The organism is Actinospica durhamensis, assembly GCF_018139695.1.
Classification (GTDB): domain Bacteria; phylum Actinomycetota; class Actinomycetes; order Streptomycetales; family Catenulisporaceae; genus Actinospica; species Actinospica durhamensis.
The window spans coordinates 1-15,755 of the sequence record NZ_JAGSOG010000210.1 but is presented as its reverse complement, the minus strand read 5'-3'; the positions used below and the strand labels follow the sequence as shown (position 1 = coordinate 15,755).

The window sequence follows — 15,755 nt, the reverse complement described above, 5'->3', positions numbered from 1 at the left end:
CGCCCGCCCGGCGGCCGTCAGGGCGTCCCTGCGCGGCGAGATCGCCCTGCACTTCGCCCTGGCCCAACGCGGCAAGCCCTACGTCTACGGCGGCACCGGCCCCTGGAGCTACGACTGCTCCGGCCTGACCCAACGCGCCTGGCGCGCCGCCGGAGTAGCGATCCCGCGCACCACCCAGCAGCAGGCCCGCACCGGCACCCGCGTCCCACTCGGCCAGATCCAGCGCGGCGACCTGGTCATCTTCTACCGCGACGCCTCCCACGTCGGCATCTACGCCGGCAACGGCCGCGTCGTCGTCGCGCCGCACCGGGGCGCCACCGTCACCATCCAGGAGATGAAGTGGATGCCGATCTACACGATCAGGCGCCCCGACTGAGCCGCGGCCCGGCGGCACCTGATGCTCGGTGGGTAGTTGCTACTGGCGCTCGTCGGTCTCGGCCGCCGACGCCAGCGCGTCGATGAACCAGTTCTGGAAATCACGCTCCGCCGCGCGCAACGGGCTACCGAAGAACGCCTCGTTCGCCTCGGCCAGGCCGACGCCCATGACCCGCATGGTGACCATGACCGCATCGGCACCGTGCACGCCGGCATCGAACAGATCGCGCTGCAACACAGACATCTCGGGCGAAGGTCCGAGTTCAACCTCGGCTGTGCGCACCGCCGCATCCACACGAGCAGACCGGGCCGCATCCATCGACGTCTCCCCTTTCCAGAAGGGCACTCTAAGGCTCCGCAGCACAGCGCTGACGAGAATCCTTCCCGCGACGACCCGCCGACGCGCGCCGTCCGGCCGGGTCGGGATCAGCGTGTCAGACTCGGATCATGCAGAAGTTCTCCCTCGACGCGCTCGGCCGCGAACACCTGGAGCGCGCCGCGACCGCGCCGGCCGGCCGCAGCGCCGAGACCGTGTACGGCGGCCACGAGCACGTGCTGCGCCAGACCGTCGTCGCGCTGCGGGCCGGCAACGAGTTGCACGAGCACGACAACCCCGGCGAGGCCAGCGTCCTCGTGTTGCGCGGGCGTGTCCGCCTGCACAGCGGCCACGACTCCTGGGAGGCCATGGCCGGCGACCTGCTAGCCATCCCGCCCGCCCGGCACAGCCTCGAAGCCCTCGAGGACGCGGTGATCGTGCTGACGGTGGCCAAGCTGCCTTAGCCTGCGACTGCCAATCCGGCCTGGCCGGCCTGGCCGGCTTAGCCGGCCTTGCGGCCGCCGCGCCCCGACGCCGCCTTCTCGGCCTTCTCGGCGGTGCCCGTGCGCTTCGACGCGGTCTTCTTCGCGGCGCTCGTGCGCTTGGTCGCGGTCGCAGTGGGCTTCTGCTTGGTCGCCGCGGTGGTGGACTTCTTCGCCGCCGAACCGGAGGCCCGCTTCTTGGCGCCGGCGCCCGAGTCGCCGCGGGAGGTCTGGGCCTCGATGGAGCGCTTGAGCATCGCGGTGATGTCCACGACGTTCGAGGCGGGGGCTGGCTTCGCGGTGGAGGACGGCGCCAGGCCCTGGGCCTTGGACTCGATGAGCGCCTCGACGGCTTCGCGGTACTCGTCGTGCAGCGCGTCGATCTCGAAGTTCTCGGAGAGCGCGTCCATGAGGGTGCGCGCCATCTTCATCTCGTCGGCGCGCACGTCCGCGCTCGGCGCGTCGACGCCGGCCGGGCGCAGCTCGTCGGGCCAGAGCATCGTGTGCAGGACCAGCAGGTCGTCCTTGACGCGCAGGATGGCCAGCGATTCGCGGGTGGTGAGCGTGACCTTCGAGACGCCGACCTTGCCGGTCTCGCGCATGGCCTCGCGCAGCAGCGCGTACGGCTTCGCCGGGCTGCGCTTGCTGGGGGCGACGTAGTAGGCCGAGTCGAACTGCATCGGGTCGAAGGTGTCCTCGTCCACGAACGCGAGCAGCTCGATCGTGCCCTTGCTGGGGATGGGCAGCGAGTCGAGGTCGTCCGGGGTGAGGATCAGCTCCTCGTCCTCGCCGAGGTCGTAGCCCTTCGCGATCTCGGCGTAGGGCACCTCCTTGTCCTCGGCCTCGCAGAACCGCTTGAGCCGGATGCGCCCGCCGTCCTTCTCATGCACCTGGTGGAATTTGGGCCCCGCGTGCGTCTCGGTCGCCTTGAGCAGCTGCACCGGCACGCTGACCATGCCGAAAACGATCGAACCCGTCCAATTCGCTGGCATTCTCATCTCCAGTGCGTGACCGAGGTGTCGCGCACTGCACATGCCCTCCGGCGCCGCCGCGAAAACGATCGAGCGCTCGGTACTTGACACTCTGTGGTCGACGCCACAGTCGAGCCTCGAGACGGGACGCGGGCTGGACGCGGCGGGCGGCCTCTGCGGTGCGTCAGCGGTCCACGCCGCCGAGCACCGGGTCGAGCGAGGAGACGGCTGCGATCACGTCCGCCAGCAGCCCGCCTTCGACCAGGGCGGGCAGCGCCTGCAGGTTGGTGAAGGACGGGTCGCGCAGGTGGACCCGGTACGGGCGGGTGCCCTCGTCGCTCACCAGGTGCGCGCCGAGCTCGCCGCGGGGGGACTCGACCGCGGTGTAGACCTGCCCGGCCGGGACCCGGAAACCCTCGGTGACCAGCTTGAAGTGGTAGATGAGAGCCTCCATGGACTCGGCCATGATGTGCCGCACGTGCTCGAGGTCGATGCCCTGGCCGTCGCCGCCGAGGGAGAGCCGGGCCGGCCAGGCGATCTTCGGGTCCTCGACCATGACCGGCCCGGGCCGCAGCCGGTCCAGGCACTGCTCGACGATGCGCAGCGACTCGTACATCTCGTCCACGCGTACGCGGTACCGGCTGAACGCGTCGGCCTCGGTCCGGGTCGGCACCTCGAAGTCGTAGTCCTGGTAGCCGCAGTACGGCTGCGACTTGCGCAGATCGTGCGGCAGCCCGGTGGCGCGCAGCACGGGTCCGGTGACGCCGACGGCGAGGCAGCCGGCGGTGTCGAGGAACGCCACGTCGCGGGTGCGGCCCAGGAAGATCGGGTTGCCGTCGAGCATCCGGTGGTAGTCCTTGAGCCGGCTGCGCAGGACCGGCAGCAGCTCGCGGATGCGCTCGGCGGCGTCCGGCGGCAGGTCGCTCACCAGGCCGCCGGGGCGGATGTAGGCGTGGTTCATCCGGTTGCCGGTGATCGCCTCGAGCATGTCCAGGATCAGCTCCCGCTCGCGGAACCCGAAGGTCATCACCGTGATCGCGCCGAGTTCCATCCCGGCGGTGGCGATCGCGACGAGGTGCGAGGAGATCCGGCCGAGCTCCATCAGCATCACCCGGATGACGTTCGCCCGCTCGGGTATCTGCGCGGTCGCGTCGAGCAGGGCCTCGACCCCGAGGCAGTAGGCCGCCTCGTTGAACATGGGCGCGAGGTAGTCCGCGCGGGTGACGAAGGTGACGCCCTGGCTCCAGGTGCGGTACTCGCAGTTCTTCTCGATGCCGGTGTGCAGATACCCGATGCCGCACCGCGCCTCGATCACGGTCTCGCCCTCGAGCTCCAGGATCAGCCGCAGCACGCCATGCGTGGAGGGGTGCTGCGGGCCGAGGTTGACGACGATGCGCTCCTGGCTGTTCTCCCGCACCGAGGCGACGACGTCCTCCCAGCTCTCGCCCATACCGACGTCCACGTACGGACCGTCTGGCGCGTCTGCCTTGGCCATGGCCGCCGCCTCCCTGCCCCGGGGCCGGGACGGGCGTGAAGATCTTCGTTCCTCACTCGTGACCCGTCGCGGGGCCGGTAAACCTGGCGTGACGGCCGCTCCACTCGCGGCAACCGTACCCACCGCCGCACGATGGTGGAGTGGGGGACGCGGTGCGGCAGGAGGCGCCCGAGGAGGTCGAGGAGGTCGAGGAGCGAGATGAACGCGACGGCACATCCAGACCTGGCCGAGTACCGGCGACGGCGGCGGTTCGACCGGACGGCCGAACCGGGCGTTTCGCGCGCCGCGGGGAAGAACGCGGCGAGATCGCGGAGCGCGCCGGTGTTCGTCGTCCAGGTGCACGACGCGCGGGCCCTGCACTTCGACTTCCGGCTCGAGGCGGACGGCGTGCTCAAGTCCTGGGCGGTACCCAAGGGCCCGTCGGCGGATCCGCAGGTCAAACGCCTGGCGACGCCGACAGAGGACCATCCGCTGGAGTATCGCAGCTTCGAGGGCGTGATCCCCGCGGGCGAGTACGGCGGCGGGACGGTGATGGTGTGGGACGAGGGCACCTTCCGGAACCTGACCGGCGCCAAGGGCCGCCCGGGCCGCTCGGGCCGCGAGGTGCCGTTGGCCGAGGCGCTGGCGGACGGGCACGCGTCCTTCAAGCTGGACGGCCACAAGCTGCACGGGGCGTACGCGCTCACCCGGATGCGGCAACGCGGCAGCGACGGCACGGACCGGGACTGGCTGCTGGTGAAGAAATCCGACCGGTACGCGAAGGCGGGCGAATCGGACGCGGATCCGCGGCGGCTGCGCTCGGCCCGCACCGGACGCACGCTCGGCCGGATCGCTTCGGACGCGGGTCCGAGCCGTGGTGGCCGCTCAGCGCAGGACCGAGTCGCCAGGCTGCTCGAGGAGTCCGGCGAGACGTACGCGCACGAGGCGGGGATCCGGCTGAAGGACACGCCGAGCCCGCTCTACCAGCTGCTCGTGCTCACCACCCTGCTCTCGGTGCGGATCGGTACCCCGATCGCGCTCGCCGCGGCGCGGGAGATCTACGCGGCAGGCTGGCGTACGCCGCGCGCCATGGCCGCCGCGTCCTGGCAGGAGGTGGTCGACGCGCTGGGCCGGGCGCACTACAAGCGCTATGACGAGAGCACCGCGACCGCACTCGGCGAGGGTGCGACGCTGCTGCTGGAGCGCTGGCACGGGGACCTGCGGCGGTTGCGCGAGGAAGCCGGCGGGGATCCGGCGCGGATCAGGCAGTTGCTGCGGGAGTTCCGGCGGATCGGGCCGGTCGGGGCGGAGATCTTCTGCCGCGAGGCCCAGGGCGTCTGGCCGCAGCTGCGCCCCTCCTTCGACCGACGGGCGCTGGACGGCGCGGCCCTGCTGCGCCTACCGCGCGATCCGAGGCGGCTGGCCGCACTGGTCGAGCCGGACCGGCTGCCGCGCTTGGCCGCGGCGCTGGTGCGGGCCACATTGTGACCGCGCATAGCGGCCTTCGGGCCGGGTACACGGCAGATGACGAACCAGGTATGGGCGGGTGAGCGACTATGGACGCAATGGTGCGGACACCCGAGGCGGCGGCCGAACTCGCCAGGGAACACGACGAGATCGACCGCTTGGCCACACTGGTCTCCACGCTCGGCGCGGGCCCGGCGCGCCGCGCGATCGTGCTGGAGATCTGCGGCCGCTACGCCGTACACGCCGAGGTCGAGGCGCGCTATCTGATGCCGGCGGTGCAGCGGTATCTGCCGGACGGGGCGCGCGCGGTGGCCGACGAGGCGGGTCGACATCAGGCCGTCATCCAGACGATGGCGGCGTACCTGCGCCTGTGCGAGCCGGCCACGGACGCACCCGCCCCCGCGAACGACGCCCCGGCCGACGCCGTGCCCCCTGCGGAGGCCGACGCGCAGACGGACGCCTCCGCCGTCTTCGACCAGGCCGAGGAGCTCGACATCCTCGTGGGCCAGCTCGTCGCCGGGATCCAGAGCCACGTCGAGCAGCAGGACGCGGTGCTGCTCGCTCAGCTCAACCGGGTCTGCCCGCTGACCGAGAGCATGCGGCTCGGCGGGCAGCTGCGGGACGCGATGGCCGCGGCGCGTGCGGCCGTCGAGGTCGCCGGGGGTATCAAGGACCTCGAGAGCGAGGTGATCGAGGCGCAGGCGCGGGCCGAGGGCCGGCCGCGTCCGCACCGGATCAGGGCCCTGTTCCGGCAGATGTGGCACGGGCTGTGGGCGCACCCGGGGCAGCCGGCCGGCACCAGTTGATCACGGGGACGACGACGATGACGGGCGCGGAGTACTCGCTCGAGGAACTCGTGGCCCGCCAGGCGTCCCTGCTGCGCCCGGCCCCTGAGAATCCGGGTTCTGCGATGCTCGCCACGCCGAGCGACCGTCGCGTCTTCGGCGAGGACTGGATCGTGGAGCGGAAACTGGACGGCATCCGCGCGCTCGCGGTGCGGGTCGGGGACCGGGTCCGGCTGCTCTCGCGCACCGGCAAGCCGCTCAACGCCGCGTTCCCGGAACTCGTCGAGGCCCTCGCGGCCCAGCCGTGCGCCGACTTCGCCGTGGACGGGGAGATCGTGGCGCTCGAGCGCGGCGTGACCGACTTCGGGCGGCTGCAGCAGCGGATCGGCCTGACCGATCCGGGCGAGGCGCGGCGCAGCCGGGTCAAGGTCACCTACTACCTGTTCGACCTGCTGCGGCTGGAGGGCAACGACATCACCCGGCTGCCGCTGCTCACCCGCAAAGCCCTGCTCCGCGAGGCGGTGGCGTACGCCGCGCCGCTGCGTTACACCACGCATCAGCGTGCTGCGAAGGATGCCGCCCCGGCCCTCGAACGCGCCTGCACGCGCGGCTGGGAGGGGCTGATCGCCAAGCGCGCGACCGGTCCCTACCAGCACCGCCGCTCGCCCGACTGGCTCAAGCTCAAGTGCGCCAAGGCCCAGGAGTTCGTGGTCTGCGGCTTCACCGAACCCTCGGGCACGCGCGTCGGATTCGGGGCGCTGCTGCTCGGCTACTACGACGAAGGCCGGCTGCGGTACGCGGGCAAGGTCGGCACCGGCTGGGACGTGGCGACGCTGCGGGCCCTGCGGGAACGCCTCGACACGCTGGCTCGGCGCACCTCGCCGTTCGCGGCCGAACCGTCCTGGACCGAGGTGCGCGAACGCGGCGTCGTGCACTGGGTCCGGCCCGAGCTCGTCGCGCAGGTCGGATTCTCGCTGTGGACCCGCGACGGGATGCTGCGCCACCCGCGCTACCTGGGTCTGCGCCCGGACAAGCGGGCCCGCGAGGTGGTGCGGGAGACGCCCGAGCAGCCCTGACCCGGCCGACGCGGGCCTGGACGCGGGCCCGACGGGACCGGGTCGGTCAGGCGTGCAGCGCGGTCTCGACGTCCGGGTAGACCGAGAGCACCTCGTGCGCCTTGGTCAGCCCGAGCAGCCGCTCCACCGGGGCGGTCGGGCCGGCCAGCCGGAAGCTCGCGCCGTCCGCCCTGGCCTTGCGGTCCACCTCCATCAGCACCCGTAGACCGCTGGAGTCGCAGAACTCTACTCCGGTCAGGTCGAGCACGGTGGTGCCCTGTTCGATCGCGGGCAGCAGCAGGGTGCGCAGGTGGTCAGCCGAGGCGAGATCCACGTCTCCCTTCGCCACCACCACGGTCGCCGGGACGGAGGCTTCCTCGTACGCCGTCACCGACAGTCTCGGAGTGATCTGGTCGGTCACGCTGTGCCGCCCTTCGTCGCAGGCCTCGCGGGTGCGTTCCACGCTACCAGGCGTGCCCGGTGGGCGCCGGGCCCGGCCGCGCACCGGCGCCGTCCGCCCGGCCCGCCGGGCCGCCACCGGTCACCGCCGCTCCAGGTACCGCCGGATCCGGCGCACCAGCTCGTGCGCCTCGACCGGCTTGGCGACGTAGTCGGTGGCCCCGGCGTCCAGGCTCTTCTCCCGGTCGCCCTGCATCGCCTTCGCCGTCACCGCGATGATCGGCAGGTGCGCGTACGCGGGGTCGGTGCGGATGAGCGCGGTCGCCTCGTAGCCGTCCATCTCCGGCATCATCACGTCCATCAGCACCAGGTCGATCTCCGGGTGCTGTCGCAGGATCCGGATACCGGTGCGGCCGTTGCCCGCGTGCAGCACCCGCATCCCGTAGAACTCGAGGATGCTGGACAGGGCGAAGACGTTGCGCGGGTCGTCGTCCACGACCAGCACCGTGCGCCCGGCCAGCCGGCCGTCGTCGGCCGGGACCGCGGCGGGCTCGGCCGGCTTCTCGGGGTGCGCGGAGTACTCCTCCGGGAGCCGGCCCGCGGTCAGGTGCTCGGCGATCCGCTGGCGCAGCTCGTCCAGGCTCGCCACCAGCTCCAGCGGGTGGTTGCGGGCGTGGGTGAGCAGCAGCCGGTGCGAGGACGGGTCGAGCCCGGGGGCCTGGTAGGCGAGCACCGGCAGGTCGCGCAGCGCGGGGGCGCCGGCGAACGCCTCGAGCATCCGCAGCATCCCCTCCCCGGGCAGGTCGAGCTGCAGCACCGCGCAGCGCACCGACCCGGCCAGGGTGGCCGAGGCCAGCGCGGTGGCCTCGCGCGCGTCCTGTGCCGTCTCGACCACCACCGGCTCCCCGGCCGCCTGGGTGAGCTCCTCGGCCGCGCTCTCGGCCAGCCGCGTGAGCGCTCCGCCGCGCGGCCGCTCGATCACCAGCACACGGGCGGTGGGCGCAGGCACCGCCGAGACGGCCTCACGCGGGTCGGCGTCCCGGGCCGGGGGCTGCGCGGGCAGGTACAGGGTGAACTCGCTGCCCACCCCGACCGTGCTGCGCACCCCGATCGACCCGCCGAGCAGGCTCGCGATCTCCCGGCTGATCGACAGGCCGAGCCCGGTCCCGCCGTACTTGCGGCTGGTGGTGCCGTCGGCCTGCTGGAACGCGCCGAAGACGTTCTCGAGCTGGCTGTCCGGGATGCCTATCCCGGTGTCCTTGACCCGGAACGCGAGCACCGGCACGTCCGCGCGCACCGGCGCGGGCACCTCCCGCGGCCGGGCCAGGCCAAGCTCCAGGTCGACCTGGCCGGACTCGGTGAACTTCACCGCGTTCGAGAGCAGGTTGCGCAGCACCTGCTGCACCCGGCCGCCGTCGGTCACCACCTGCGCGGGCACGTCCGGCGCCGCGGTCACCGCGAAGCGCAGGCCCTTCTGCCCGGTCAGCGGCCGGAACGTGGTCTCCAGGTCCTCGAGCAGCTTGGGCACCGCCACCGGCTCGGGCTCGACCACCATCTTCCCGGCCTCGACCTTGGACAGGTCCAGAATGTCGTTGATCAGCTGCAGCAGGTCCGAGCCGGCCGAGTGGATCACCTCGGCGTACTCGACCTGCTTGGGCGTCAGGTTGTGCGCGGCGTTCTGCGCGAGCAGCTGGGCCAGGATCAGCAGGCTGTTGAGCGGGGTGCGCAGCTCGTGGCTCATGTTGGCCAGGAACTCGGATTTGTAGGTGGAGGCCAGCGCCAGCTGCCTGGCCCGCTCCTCGAGCTCCTGGCGGGCCTGCTCGATCTCCAGGTTCTTCGCTTCGAGCTCTTCATTCGAGCTCTGCAACTCCTGCTGCCTGGCCTGCAGCTCCACGGTCAGCCGCTGCGACTCCCCGAGCAGCTCGTCGGTGCGCGCGTTGGCCACGATCGTGTTGAGGTTGATGCCGATCGAGTCCATCAGCTGCTCCAGGAACGAGCGCTGCACCGCGGTGAACCGGCGTACCGCGGCGAGCTCGATCACCCCGAGCACCTGGCCCTCGGCCGCGATCGGGAGCACCAGCAGGCTGGTGGGCGCGGCGCCGCCGAGCCCGGAGGTGATCCGGATGTAGTCCGGCGGCACGTCGTCGAGCGCGATGATGCCGCGGTCGCGCGCGGACTGCCCCACCAGGGACTGGCCCAGCCGGAACCGGCGCGGGGTGCGCGGATCGCCCGGGTCGGCGTACGAGGCGATCAGCCGCAGTTCGGTGCCCTCGGGCCCGTCCTCGGCCAGGAAGAACGCCCCGTACTGGGCCTGGACCAACGGCGTGAGCCGGCTCATGATCAGCTCGGCCACCTCGGCCAGGTCCCGGCGGCCCTGGGTGAGCCCGGTGACCTCGGCCAGGCTGGACTTGAGCCAGTCCTGGTCCCGGTTGGCCCGGGTGGTCTCGCGCAGCGAGCCCACCATCGCGTTGATGTTGTCCTTGAGCTCGGCCACCTCACCGGAGGCCTCCACCGTGATGGACCGGGTCAGGTCGCCCTCGGCCACCGCGCTGGTCACCTCGGCGATCGCACGCACCTGCCGGGTCAGGTTGCCGGCCAGGCCGTTGACGTTCTCGGTCAGCCGCTTCCAGGTGCCCGAGACGCCCTCGACCTCCGCCTGCCCGCCCAGCCGCCCCTCGCTGCCCACCTCACGCGCCACCCGGGTGACCTCCGCGGCGAAGGAGGAGAGCTGATCGACCATCGTGTTGATGGTGGTCTTGAGCGCGAGGATCTCGCCGCGCGCGTCCACGTCGATCTTGCGAGTCAGGTCGCCCTCGGCCACGGCCGTGGTCACCTGGGCGATGTTGCGCACCTGGTTGGTCAGGTTCGTCGCCATCGAGTTGACGTTGTCGGTCAGGTCCTTCCAGGTCCCGGCCACGTTCGCCACCCGCGCCTGCCCGCCCAGGATGCCCTCGGTGCCCACCTCGCGCGCGACCCGGGTGACCTCGTCCGCGAACGCGGAGAGCGTGTCGACCATGGCGTTGATCGCCTCGGCCAGCGCGGCCACCTCGCCCTTGGCCTCGACCGTGATCTTCTGCGACAGATCGCCGCGGGCCACCGCGCTGGCCACCTGTGCGATGGACCGGACCTGCCCGGTCAGGTTGGACGCCATCACGTTGACGTTGTCGGTCAGGTCCTTCCAGGTCCCGGACACACCGCGCACGGTCGCCTGCCCGCCCAGGTTGCCCTCGGTGCCCACCTCGCGCGCGACGCGGGTGACCTCGTCCGCGAACGCGGAGAGCTGGTCGACCATCGTGTTGATGGTCTCCTTCAGCTCCAGGATCTCCCCGCGCGCGTCCACCCGGATCTTCTGCGACAAATCCCCGTCCGCGACCGCCGTGGTCACCTGCGCGATGTTGCGCACCTGGCTGGTGAGGTTGTTGGCCATGATGTTGACGGATTCGGTGAGGTCTTTCCAGGTGCCCGACACGCCTTGGACGTCGGCCTGGCCGCCGAGTCGTCCTTCGGTGCCGACTTCGCGCGCGACGCGGGTGACCTCGGCGGCGAAGGAGGAGAGCTGGTCGACCATGGTGTTGAGGGTGTTCTTGAGTTCCAGGATCTCGCCGCGCGCGTCCACGTCGATCTTGCTGGACAGGTCGCCCTTGGCCACCGCGGTGGCCACCTGCGCGATGTCGCGCACCTGGGTCGTGAGGTTGTTGGCCATGACGTTGACGGATTCGGTGAGGTCTTTCCAGGTGCCCGACACGCCTTGGACGTCGGCCTGGCCGCCGAGTCGTCCTTCGGTGCCGACTTCGCGCGCGACGCGGGTGACCTCGGCGGCGAAGGAGGAGAGCTGGTCGACCATGGTGTTGAGGGTGTTCTTGAGCTCGAGGATCTCGCCGCGCGCGTCCACGTCGATCTTCCGGGACAGGTCGCCCTTGGCCACCGCGGTGGCCACCTGCGCGATGTCGCGCACCTGCGTGGTCAGGTTGCCCGCCATCGCGTTCACCGAGTCGGTCAGGTCGGCCCAGGTGCCGAACACCCCGGGCACCTGCGCCTGCCCGCCCAGCCGGCCCTCGGTGCCGACCTCCCGCGCCACCCGGGTGACCTCGGAGGTGAACAGCGAGAGCTGGTCGACCATGCCGTTGAACACGGTCGCGATCTCGCCGAGCAGCCCGCCGCCGTCCTCGGGCAGGCGGGTGCCGAAATCGCCGTCGCGCACCGCGGTCAGACCCACCAGCAGCTGGCGCAGGCCGGGGGCCTCCCCACCGTCACCCGCGTCCGCGCCGCCACCGCTCGTTCGCGAAGCCATCGCCTCGTTCCTCCGCTCGCCCGGGTCACTCGCCGCTCGTCCAGGTAAGGGTAGGGCCTTGCCCGCTCGACGCGAGGGAAAGTCCGGGCCGCAGTACCGTGTGGGAGTGATGGGACGCGACGCCTGGCGCGCGGACACCATGCGCGCGCTCGAGCGCATGGCGGCGCTGCCGGACGGCGACACCGAACGGGCGGCGCTGCGCGACGCGGTGATCCGGGAGCACATGGGCTACGCCCGCGGCATCGCGCTGCGCTACGGCCGGCGCGGCGGTCCGGCCGAGGACCTGGTCCAGGTGGCCTATCTCGGCCTGGTCAAGGCCGTGGACCACTTCGACCCGGCCCGCGGGGTCGGCTTCCTGGCCTACGCCACCCCCACCATCGTCGGCGAGATCCGCCGCTACTACCGCGACGCGACCTGGGACGTGCACGTCGCCCGCGGCCTGCGCGAACTCGCCGTGGCCGTGCACGGCGCGGCCGACGAGCTCACCGCCCGGCTCGGCCGCCAGCCGACCCTGGCCGAACTCGCCGCGCACCTCGAGGTGGAGCACGACGAGGTGGTCGAGGCGCTCGACGCGTCCAGCGCGTACACGGCCGCCTCCCTGGACGGCCCCTGCTCCGCGGACGGGTCAAGCGAGCTCGGCGAGCTGCTCGGGCACACCGACCCCGGCTTCGACGCCGTGGTCGACCACGAGGTGCTCAAGGCGCAGGTCGCGGCGCTGCCCGAGCGGGACAAGCGGATCCTGTTGCTGCGCTTCTTCCGCGGCCGGACGCTCGCCCAGATCGGGGCCGAGCTCGACGTCTCCCCGATGCAGGTCTCCCGGCTGCTCGCGCGCATCCTGGCCCGGCTGCGCCAGGGGTTCGACCTGCGCGAGGAACCCCGGCGCTGAGCCGGGCCGGGGCGCGCGCGGCGGATCCGCCCGGCGCACGGGGCGTACCATGCGGCGGCCCGTTCGGCAGCGTGCCTGCTGACCGGCCCTGTGTTGCGTACCATGGAGGAGAGCAAGGCCCTCGGCCCTGCGCCGCCGCGGGCGAGCCCCCGGCGCACGCGCGGCCGCACGAGCCGTGCTCGCGAGTCGGGCACGAGGGCGGGACCACTGACACGTCTCCGGGAGCTGGTTGATGGCGCGCACGACCCCTGCGGCAGGGCAGCCGGGCCCCACCGGGCTGCCCGAGGGGGAGCGGCTCGAGCTGCTGCGCAGCGTGGTCGACACCTCCTTCGAGCCCTCGCTGCTGGTGCGCGCCGGCCAGGCCGCCGACGGCCCCGGCGCCGAGCTGCGCGTGCTCGCCTCCAACATCGCCGCCGCGGACCTGCTCGCCCCCACCCCCGACGACCGCAGGCTGCGCGGCCGCTCGCTCACCGAGCTGATGCCCTGGGCCGGTCCCTCCGGCCTGCTCGAGGCGCTCGACGAGGTGGTCGAGACCGGCACGCCGCTGCGCATCCACGACCACGAGTACGAGGACCGCGGGGAGCCCGGCGACCGGGTGCGCCCGCGCAGCATCTCGGTTGGCGCGGTACGGATCGAACCCGGGCTGCTGCTCGTCACCCTCCGCCCGCACCGCGGCACCGCCGGAACCGATCCGGCCTGGGAGGAGAAGGTGCACCGGCTGGCCGGGACCGGGCCGTGGGAGTGGAACGTGCGCAGCGGCGCCGTGCACTGGTACGCCCAGGCCCTGGCCGTGCTCGGCTCCAGCGACCCGCCGGGTCCGCTGCCGGTGGACGAGCCGCCCTACCAGGTCCACCACGAGGACGCGGCCGAGTACGAGGCCTTCCTCCGCTCCCTGATCGCCGAGTCGCGCCCCGGCCACGTCGAGGTCAGGGTGCTGCAACCGGCCGGCGCGGTGCGCCACATCCGCTTCGGCGGCGACCCGGTCGTGGACGAGGCGGGCGCGGTGGTGCGCGTCTACGGCAGCGTCCAGGACGTCACGGTGCGCCGCCGGGCCCAGACCGCGCTGGAGATCGCCCAAGTGCAGTTGGCCGCGCGGCGTACCAGGGCCGAGTCCGAGCGCCAGCTCGCCGGGCTGCTGCAGCAGGTCATCATGCCCACCGGCCCGGTGCCCGACGACGTGCCCGGGGTCGAGGTGGTCGCCCGCTACCGGCCCGCGAGCGCCGCGGCCGGGGTCGGCGGGGACTGGTACGGCGTGGCCCGCCTCGCCGACGGCAAGGTCCTGATGCACATCGGCGACGTGGCCGGGCACGGGTTCCCGGCCGCGACCGCCATGGCCCGGCTCTACCACGCCCTGCAGGGCCTGGCCGTGACCGGCTCCGGTGCGGCCGGACTGCTGCGCTGGCTCAACGTCCTGACCTGCGGCCTGTCCGAGTTCACCCTGGCCAGCGCCTGCTGCGCCATCTACGACCCGCAGCTGCGGCGGCTGAGCCTGTCCAACGCCGGGCACCCCAGCCCGGTGTACGTGCGCGACGGACGGGCCGAGGCGCTGGCCAAGCCCGCCAGCGGCATGCTCGGCATCGACCAGGACATGGAGTACGAGGAGCGGGAGCTCGAGGTCGCCCCCGGCGACGTGCTGCTGCTCTACACCGACGGCCTGATCGAGCGGCGCCGGCGCGCCCCCGACGAGAACACCGCCTCGCTGCTGCTGTTCGCCTCCGCGCCGGTGGGCGAGCTGGAGAAGTACGTCGACGACATCATGGGCAACGTCCGTTCGGACACCGACGACGACGCCTGCCTGGTGGCCGTGCGCTTCCACTGACGCGCACGGCCCGGCACCGGCCGGTGTCGGGCGGCGTGAGCCGGCGTGGGGCGGGATCCGACGCCGCGTCAGCGCTGCTGTTGGAGCAGGCCCCTGATCAGGCTGAGCAGGTGCTCGACCTCGACCGGCTTGGTGACGTGCTCGTTGATCCCGGCCGCGCGGCTGCGCTCCCGGTCCGCCTGCGCGGTGCGCGCGGTGACGGCGATGATGGGCAGCTCGTCGGAGGACTCGTGCGCCCGGATCCGCGCGGTGGTCGCGTAGCCGTCCAGGCCCGGCATCATCAGGTCCATCAGCACCACGCTGATGTCCGGGGTGCGCTCCAGGATCTCCAGCGCCTCGTAGCCGCTGTCCGCGGTCACCGCGGTCAGGCCGTACAGCTCGAGCGCGCTCACCATGGCGAAGACGTTGCGCACGTCGTCGTCCACGATCAGCACCTTCTCGCCCTCGAAGCGCTGCTGGCCGTAGCCGCGCTCGGGCTGATCCGCCGTCACATCGTCCGAACCGGGCGCGTTGGTGAGCCAGTGCAGCGTCAGCCGCTCGGACGCCTGGCCGATCGAGCGCACGATCTCGGCCCGCGAGTGCCCGCCCGCGGCCTCGGCCGCGCGCTCGGCCGCCCCGGGGTCGCCCTCCGGCGCGAAGTACACCGTCGGCGCGTCCGAGGCCGCCGCCTCCAGCGCCCGGCCCGCCTCGAGCATGGGCTCGCGCGGGGAGCGCGCGTCGAGCAGCGCGCACACGATGCGGTGCCCGCCCAACACGGCGTCGCGCACGTCCTCCGGCGAGCGCACCGAGAGCACGGTGGCGCGCTCCCAGCTGCCGCCGAGGCCGCGCACGGCCGCCTGCGCGGTGGTGCGCATGGGTTCGAGCGCTTCGCGCTGCGAGGCGTCCTCGAAGACCACGATCGCCGCGGACGGGGCCGGTGCCGCCGCTCCGCCGGCCGCCGCGGCGCGGCGGGACTCGCCGCGGGCGAGCTCGAGGCGCCGTTCGATCAGCGCGGAGTGCTCGGCGATCGCGTTGAACAGCCGGCACAGGTCGGCCACCTGGTCGTTCTGCCCCGGCACGACCGGGACGCGGGCCGAGGTGTCTCCGTCGTAGAAGGCCCGCATCGAGTGCAGCAGGCTCTCGAGGCGTGCGTCCCCGGCACTGTCCTCGTGGGCGCCGCTCACAGTCTCCTCCTCGGTCGGCCGCGGGTTCGACGATTGACGAGCGGCGCTAGTGAAGGTACCAGGCGTACGACATCCGTGGGCGCAGGTCGGTGGACCGCTCAGTCCAAGGCCGGGAGCGGCGGGATGTCCGGTCCGGGCTCCGGAATCGGCGGCCAGGGCTGCGGCTCCGGCGGGGTCGGCGGGCGCTGCGGGCGGTCCGGATTCGGCGGCGTCGGCGGCCTCGGCGGCGTGGGAGTCGGCGGTGTCGGCGTCGGGGCCGGCGGGTTCGGCGC

13 protein-coding genes and 1 pseudogene are annotated in these 15,755 nt (G+C 72.7%); 8 read left to right on the top strand and 6 right to left on the bottom strand.

The window, feature by feature from the left end:
- On the top strand, positions 1 to 376 hold a 376-nt coding region (locus KDL01_RS29885), incomplete at its 5' end, for a C40 family peptidase (RefSeq protein WP_212531994.1).
- A 39-nt stretch (positions 377 to 415) separates the two neighbouring features.
- Here KDL01_RS29885 and KDL01_RS29880 read toward each other — a convergent pair.
- The gene (locus tag KDL01_RS29880) at positions 416 to 694 is read right to left on the bottom strand and encodes a hypothetical protein (RefSeq protein WP_212531993.1); all 279 of its coding nucleotides are present in this window, start codon (positions 692 to 694) and stop codon (positions 416 to 418) included.
- Between the two features lie 128 nt (positions 695 to 822).
- Here KDL01_RS29880 and KDL01_RS29875 point away from each other — a divergent pair, with 128 nt between their 5' ends.
- Entirely contained in the window at positions 823 to 1,155 is a 333-nt protein-coding gene (locus KDL01_RS29875) for a cupin domain-containing protein (protein ID WP_212531992.1), read from the top strand.
- Positions 1,156 to 1,193: 38 nt separating this feature from the next.
- Here KDL01_RS29875 and ku read toward each other — a convergent pair whose 3' ends face one another.
- On the bottom strand, positions 1,194 to 2,165 hold the full coding sequence (gene ku, locus KDL01_RS29870) for a non-homologous end joining protein Ku (protein ID WP_281415673.1): 972 nt from the start codon (positions 2,163 to 2,165) through the stop codon (positions 1,194 to 1,196).
- A 163-nt stretch (positions 2,166 to 2,328) separates the two neighbouring features.
- Complete coding sequence (nuoD, locus tag KDL01_RS29865) at positions 2,329 to 3,639, bottom strand: NADH dehydrogenase (quinone) subunit D (protein ID WP_212531990.1); 1,311 nt, start codon at positions 3,637 to 3,639, stop codon at positions 2,329 to 2,331.
- A 132-nt stretch (positions 3,640 to 3,771) separates the two neighbouring features.
- Between nuoD and KDL01_RS46120 the strand changes: the two are divergent.
- The 4 genes and pseudogenes from KDL01_RS46120 to ligD form a co-directional block, all read left to right on the top strand.
- A pseudogene (locus tag KDL01_RS46120) lies at positions 3,772 to 4,329 on the top strand (DNA polymerase ligase N-terminal domain-containing protein); the annotation flags it as partial.
- A 138-nt stretch (positions 4,330 to 4,467) separates the two neighbouring features.
- Entirely contained in the window at positions 4,468 to 5,106 is a 639-nt protein-coding gene (locus KDL01_RS46115) for an endonuclease (RefSeq protein ID WP_438801996.1), read from the top strand.
- Between the two features lie 77 nt (positions 5,107 to 5,183).
- Complete coding sequence (locus KDL01_RS29855; protein WP_212531988.1) at positions 5,184 to 5,891, top strand: hypothetical protein; 708 nt, start codon at positions 5,184 to 5,186, stop codon at positions 5,889 to 5,891.
- A gap of 17 nt (positions 5,892 to 5,908) precedes the next feature.
- Positions 5,909 to 6,946: a non-homologous end-joining DNA ligase gene (gene ligD, locus KDL01_RS29850; RefSeq protein ID WP_212531987.1), complete on the top strand. Its 1,038-nt coding sequence runs from the start codon at positions 5,909 to 5,911 to the stop codon at positions 6,944 to 6,946.
- A gap of 46 nt (positions 6,947 to 6,992) precedes the next feature.
- Here the strand turns inward: ligD and KDL01_RS43915 are convergent, their stop codons facing one another.
- Together KDL01_RS43915 and KDL01_RS29840 are read right to left on the bottom strand one after the other, a co-directional pair.
- Positions 6,993 to 7,388, bottom strand: coding sequence for an STAS domain-containing protein (locus tag KDL01_RS43915; RefSeq protein ID WP_212531986.1), 396 nt, complete (start codon positions 7,386 to 7,388; stop codon positions 6,993 to 6,995).
- Positions 7,389 to 7,466: 78 nt separating this feature from the next.
- Entirely contained in the window at positions 7,467 to 11,615 is a 4,149-nt protein-coding gene (locus tag KDL01_RS29840; RefSeq protein WP_212531985.1) for a HAMP domain-containing hybrid sensor histidine kinase/response regulator, read from the bottom strand.
- Positions 11,616 to 11,724: 109 nt separating this feature from the next.
- Here KDL01_RS29840 and KDL01_RS29835 point away from each other — a divergent pair, with 109 nt between their 5' ends.
- Positions 11,725 to 12,501 carry a SigB/SigF/SigG family RNA polymerase sigma factor gene (locus tag KDL01_RS29835; protein WP_212531995.1) on the top strand — a complete coding sequence of 259 codons (777 nt, stop codon included), beginning with the start codon at positions 11,725 to 11,727 and terminating at the stop codon, positions 12,499 to 12,501.
- 232 nt (positions 12,502 to 12,733) lie between these two features.
- Positions 12,734 to 14,320 carry a SpoIIE family protein phosphatase gene (locus tag KDL01_RS29830; protein WP_212531984.1) on the top strand — a complete coding sequence of 529 codons (1,587 nt, stop codon included), beginning with the start codon at positions 12,734 to 12,736 and terminating at the stop codon, positions 14,318 to 14,320.
- 68 nt (positions 14,321 to 14,388) lie between these two features.
- On the opposite strand, the gene KDL01_RS45530 is transcribed toward KDL01_RS29830, so the two are convergent.
- Positions 14,389 to 15,483 (bottom strand): response regulator, encoded by a 1,095-nt coding sequence (locus KDL01_RS45530; RefSeq protein ID WP_212531983.1) that lies wholly within the window; start codon positions 15,481 to 15,483, stop codon positions 14,389 to 14,391.
- Positions 15,484 to 15,755: the final 272 nt, after the last annotated feature.